Consider the following 4908-nt stretch of genomic DNA (forward strand, 5'->3'; position numbering starts at 1 on the left):
CCACCAGCGCCATCCCCGCCCCCACCCCCGAATATTCCCCCGCCCAGCCGAGCACCCCCCCCGCCTACTGAGCCCCCCCCGCCGGGCCATCCCCGGCGGCAGTGCACGCCCATCGGTAGCGCCGGGCCATGCCCGGCGGCCGATCCTGAAGAATTCAGGGGCTGTCTCATCCAATGAGACAGCCCCTGCGTAGCGTGCCGTCATGGACACCCTCCGCAAGCTGGCCATTCTTGCCGACGCCGCCAAATACGACGCCTCCTGTGCTTCCAGCGGGTCCGGCAAGCGCGACTCCCGGACCAGCGGTGGCATCGGCAGCACCGAGGGCATGGGCATCTGCCACAGCTACACGCCGGACGGCCGCTGCGTGTCCCTGCTGAAGATCCTGCTCACCAACTTCTGCGTCTACGACTGTGCGTACTGCATCAACCGCGTCTCCAGCAACGTGCCACGCGCGCGTTTCAGTGTGGATGAGGTGGTCGCGCTGACCCTGGACTTCTACAAGCGCAACTACATCGAGGGCCTGTTCCTTTCCAGCGGAATCATCCGCAATGCGGATTACACGATGGAGCGCCTGGTGGAAGTCGCCCGCCGGCTGCGCGAGGAACATCGCTTCGCCGGCTACATCCACCTCAAGACCATTCCCGAAGCATCGCCGGAACTGCTGGCAGCGGCCGGCCGGCACGCCGACCGTCTTTCGATCAATGTCGAACTGCCCACCGAGGCCGGACTGACGAAACTGGCTCCGGAGAAGACCGTCGGCTCGATCCGCGGCGCCATGGGCGAGCTGCGCTGGCGCATCGAGGAAGCCAAGGAGGCCGGCAAGGCATCGCGCGCGATCACCGCGGGCGCGCCGCGCCGGACGCGAGCGAAAGCCCCGCGCTTCGCACCGGCGGGGCAGAGCACGCAGATGATCGTCGGTGCCGATGGCGCCAGCGACAGGCAGATCCTCTGCAGTGCCGACAATCTGTACGGCAGCTACCGGATGCGCCGCGTCTACTACTCGGCGTTCAGCCCCATTCCCGACGCCAGTCTGCAGTTGCCGGTACAGCCGCCGCCACTGCAGCGCGAGCATCGGCTGTACCAGGCGGACTGGCTGCTGCGCTTCTATGGCTACGGCGTGGAAGAGATCACCGACACCGCGCAGGGGGGCATGCTGGATCTGGACATCGATCCGAAGATGGCCTGGGCGATCCGCCATCCCGAGCGCTTCCCCGTCGACCTCAACCGTGCGCCGAAGGAACTGCTGCTGCGGGTTCCCGGGCTCGGCGTTCGCAACGTGAAGCGCGTGTTGATGGCGCGCCGCCATGGCCGGCTGCGGGTGGCGGACATTGCGAGGCTGAAGGCACCGATGGGCAAGCTGCTGCCGTTCGTGCTGCTGGCTGACCACCAGCCACGCAAGGCGCTGGAGGATCCTGTGGCATTGCGCGCGCGCCTGGCCCCGCCGCCCCGCCAGGGATCGCTGTTCGATGCATCGCCGGCAGCCTGACGCCCAGCGCTGGTCGCTGCGGGTCGATCCCCCGTGGTCGCTCGATGCCTGGCGGGATGCAGCGCGCGAAGCGCTGCTGCGCGGGCTCTCGCCCGAGCAGCTGGACTGGCTGGAAAGCGGCGCCGGGTCGTTGCTGGACGCTCCAGCAGCGACCCAGGCCCCGCTGCTGGAAACGCCCCCCGTACCGCATGTGCCGAGTGCGTTTCTTGAGCTGGCCTCCACCTGCCTGTGCCATGCCGATGCGCAGCCGATGCCACTGCTGTACCGGCTGCTGTGGCGGATCGTGCACGGCGAGCGCGCGCTGCTCTCCAATCCAACCGACGCCGATGTGCTGCGCGCGATGACGATGGCGCAGGCGGTCCGCCGCGACACGCACAAGATGAAGGCGTTCGTGCGCTTCCGCGAGATCCCCGGCGAGCAGGATGCCTTCATCGCATGGTTCGAGCCGCAGCATCGGATCGTCGACCGGGTCGCGGCGTTCTTCGCACGCCGCTTCGCTGGCATGCGCTGGGCCATCCTCACCCCCTACCGGAGCGTGCACTGGGATGGCCAGGCGCTGTCCTTCGGCGCTGGCGGGCACCGCGAGCAGGCGCCGGCGGAGGACGCACGCGAGACGCTCTGGCAGACCTACTACGCAAGCATCTTCAATCCCGCACGCCTCAACACGCGGATGATGCAGCAGGAGATGCCTGCCCGGTACTGGCGGCACCTGCCCGAGGCGCAGCTGCTGCCCGGGCTGATCCGCGATGCTGGCGACCGCGTGCAGGCCATGCACGATCGTCCGGCGCAGCCACCCCAGCGGCGGATTCCATCGCGACAGGCGACATCCCCGCTCCCCTCACCCTCCAGTGATCTGGCTACCCTGCAGCGCCAGGCAGCGGGCTGCCGGCAGTGCCCCCTGTGGGAGTCCACCACCCAGGTGGTGTTCGGTGAAGGGCCTGGCGATGCACGGGTGATGCTGGTCGGCGAACAGCCGGGCGACACCGAGGACCTGTGCGGACGCCCCTTCGCGGGACCTGCCGGCGCGCTGCTGGACCGTGCCCTCTCCGAGCTGGGTATCGCCCGCTCCACGCTGTACCTGACCAACGCAGTGAAGCATTTCCACCACGAGAGGCGCGGCAAGGTGCGCCTGCACAAACGTCCGCAGGGCCGCCATGTGCAGGCCTGCCGTCCGTGGCTGCTCGGCGAGATCGAGCGGGTGCGGCCGGAGATCATCGTGTGCCTGGGCGCAACGGCGGCGTCGGCGGTGTTCGGCAGCCATTTCAGCCTGACGCGTGATCGCGCCCGTTGGCACACCCTGCCGGATGGCACCCGTGGCTCTGCCACGGTGCATCCCGCATGGGTGTTGCGGCAGGCCGACGAGGTCCGTCGAGAAGACGCCTACCGGCTGTTCCGCGATGACCTGCGGCAGTTGCTCATCGGGGATGCGGAATACACCGGGCGTCGCCCCGCGCTGCCACCAACCAGCGAGGGGTAGCGCCGGACCATGCCCGGCGATCGCAGCGGCAATCAGGCCGCGTCGACCTGGTTTTCGGGGCGCGCGCGCTCGAATGCGTCCAGCGCCTGGCAGGCGGCTTCGATGCGGCGCAGGGTCGGATACGGCGACAGATCCAGACCAAAGCGATGTGCGTTGTACACCTGCGGCAGCAGGCAGATGTCGGCCAGGCCGGGCCGGTCGCCATGGCAGAAGGTGCCGGTGTCGCTGCTCCCGGCCAGCAGGGTTTCCAGGGCCGCAAAGCCTTCGGCGATCCACTGCAGCGTCCACTGGGTGCGGACATCGGCGGACAGGTGCAGGCCGCGTTCCAGATGCTGCATCACCCGCAGGTTGTTCAGCGGATGGATGTCGCAGGCCACCAGCTGCGCGAGCGCACGGACGCGGGCGCGGCCGGCCGCATCGGCCGGCAGCAGCGGCATCTGCGGAAAACGTTCGTCCAGATACTCCAGGATCGCCAGCGACTGGGTCAGCACCTGCCCGTCGTGCAGCAGGGTCGGCACCCGCTCCTGCGGATTGAGTACGCGATAGGCTTCGCCGTGCTGTTCACCACCGTCGCGCAGCAGATGAACCGGGCGCGCCTCCCAGCGCAGGCCCTTCAGCTCCAGGCCGATGCGCACGCGGTAGGCGGCGCTGGATCGCCAGTAGGTGTACAGCACGATGCCGTCGTCGACCGGGATCTCCATCGCCGCGTCCCTCCTCAGGGCCTGGCCGCCTGCTCGATGCGCTGCTCGATCGCACCGAAGATGCTGTTGCCGGCGGCGTCGAACATTTCAATCCGCACCACGTCGCCGAACGACATGAACGGTGTGCTCGGCTTGCCGTCGCGCAGGGTTTCCACGGTGCGCTGCTCGGCAAAGCACGACGCGCCCTTGCTGGTGTCCTCGTTGGCGATGGTGCCCGATCCCACGATGGTACCGGCGCCCAGCGGACGGGTCCTGGCCGCATGCGCGACCAGCTGGGCGAAGTTGAACTGCATGTCCACGCCTGCCTCTGGCGCACCGAACCACGCACCATTGATGTGGGTGACCAGCGGCAGGTGCACCTTGCTGTCCTGCCAGGCGTCACCCAGTTCGTCAGGGGTGACGAACACCGGCGACAGTGCCGAGCGCGGCTTGGACTGCAGGAAGCCGAAGCCCTTGGCCAGCTCGCCCGGAATCAGGTTGCGCAGCGAAACGTCGTTGACCAGACCCACCAGCTGGATGTGGCCGGCGGCCTGCTCCGGGGTGACCGCCATCGGCACGTCGTCGGTGATGACCACCAGTTCGGCCTCCAGATCGATGCCGTACTCCTCGCTGACCACCTTCACCGCGTCGCGCGGGCCGTAGAAACCGGCACTGGTGGCCTGGTACATCAGCGGGTCGGTGTAGAAGCTTTCCGGAACCTCGGCCCCGCGGGCGCGGCGGACGCGCTCGACGTGCGGCAGGTAGGCGCTGCCATCGACGAATTCATAGGCGCGCGGCAGGGGCGCCGCCAGCGTCTGCGGGTCCAGGTCGAACACGCCATCGGCGTCACCGGCGTTCAGTGATTCGTAGAGCGCGTTCAGGCGCGGTGCGACACGGCTCCAGTCCTCCAGGGCCTGCTGCAGGGTGGCCGCGATGCCGGTGGCGCGGACGCCGTGGCGCAGATCACGCGAGACGACGATCAGGGTGCCGTCGCGGCCGCCTTCCTTCAAAGAACCAAGCTTCATGGGTGGGTGTCCGGAGTCATGGGCAAACAAGTTTCAAGTGTAATCAAATATGGGGCGGCGCCAAGCTGCAGCGCCGCATCGCTCCACCCTACCGTAGCGGGGTCAGGCAGGGCTGCGCCCTGCACCTGCTTCAAGCCAGGGCAACGTCAATGGCAACAGCCGGCTCTGGGTTGTCTGCGGATTTGGCGGGGCGGTGTGGGCGGGCAGGACACGCCGTAAACCCATCCCGGGGGGCTCGAT

Annotated in this window: 4 protein-coding genes; 2 read left to right on the top strand and 2 right to left on the bottom strand. The window is 68.4% G+C overall.

Annotation, left to right across the window (positions count from 1 at the left end):
* Nucleotides 1–202: 202 nt before the first annotated feature.
* Nucleotides 203–1486 carry a putative DNA modification/repair radical SAM protein gene (locus ACVOME_RS18535; protein WP_279942578.1) on the top strand — a complete coding sequence of 428 codons (1284 nt, stop codon included), beginning with the start codon at nucleotides 203–205 and terminating at the stop codon, nucleotides 1484–1486.
* The gene (locus tag ACVOME_RS18540; RefSeq protein ID WP_481505388.1) at nucleotides 1467–2963 is read left to right on the top strand and encodes a UdgX family uracil-DNA binding protein; all 1497 of its coding nucleotides are present in this window, start codon (nucleotides 1467–1469) and stop codon (nucleotides 2961–2963) included. Before ACVOME_RS18535 ends, ACVOME_RS18540 begins: the two co-directional genes overlap by 20 nt.
* A 32-nt stretch (nucleotides 2964–2995) precedes the next feature.
* On the opposite strand, the gene maiA is transcribed toward ACVOME_RS18540, so the two are convergent.
* Nucleotides 2996–3664, bottom strand: a complete 669-nt coding sequence (gene maiA / locus ACVOME_RS18545; protein WP_053516994.1) for a maleylacetoacetate isomerase — start codon at nucleotides 3662–3664, stop codon at nucleotides 2996–2998.
* A 14-nt stretch (nucleotides 3665–3678) separates the two neighbouring features.
* Nucleotides 3679–4668 (bottom strand): fumarylacetoacetate hydrolase family protein, encoded by a 990-nt coding sequence (locus ACVOME_RS18550; RefSeq protein ID WP_197572632.1) that lies wholly within the window; start codon nucleotides 4666–4668, stop codon nucleotides 3679–3681.
* Nucleotides 4669–4908 lie beyond the last annotated feature (240 nt).

The sequence above is a fragment of the Stenotrophomonas sp. STEN008 genome, from assembly GCF_056760435.1.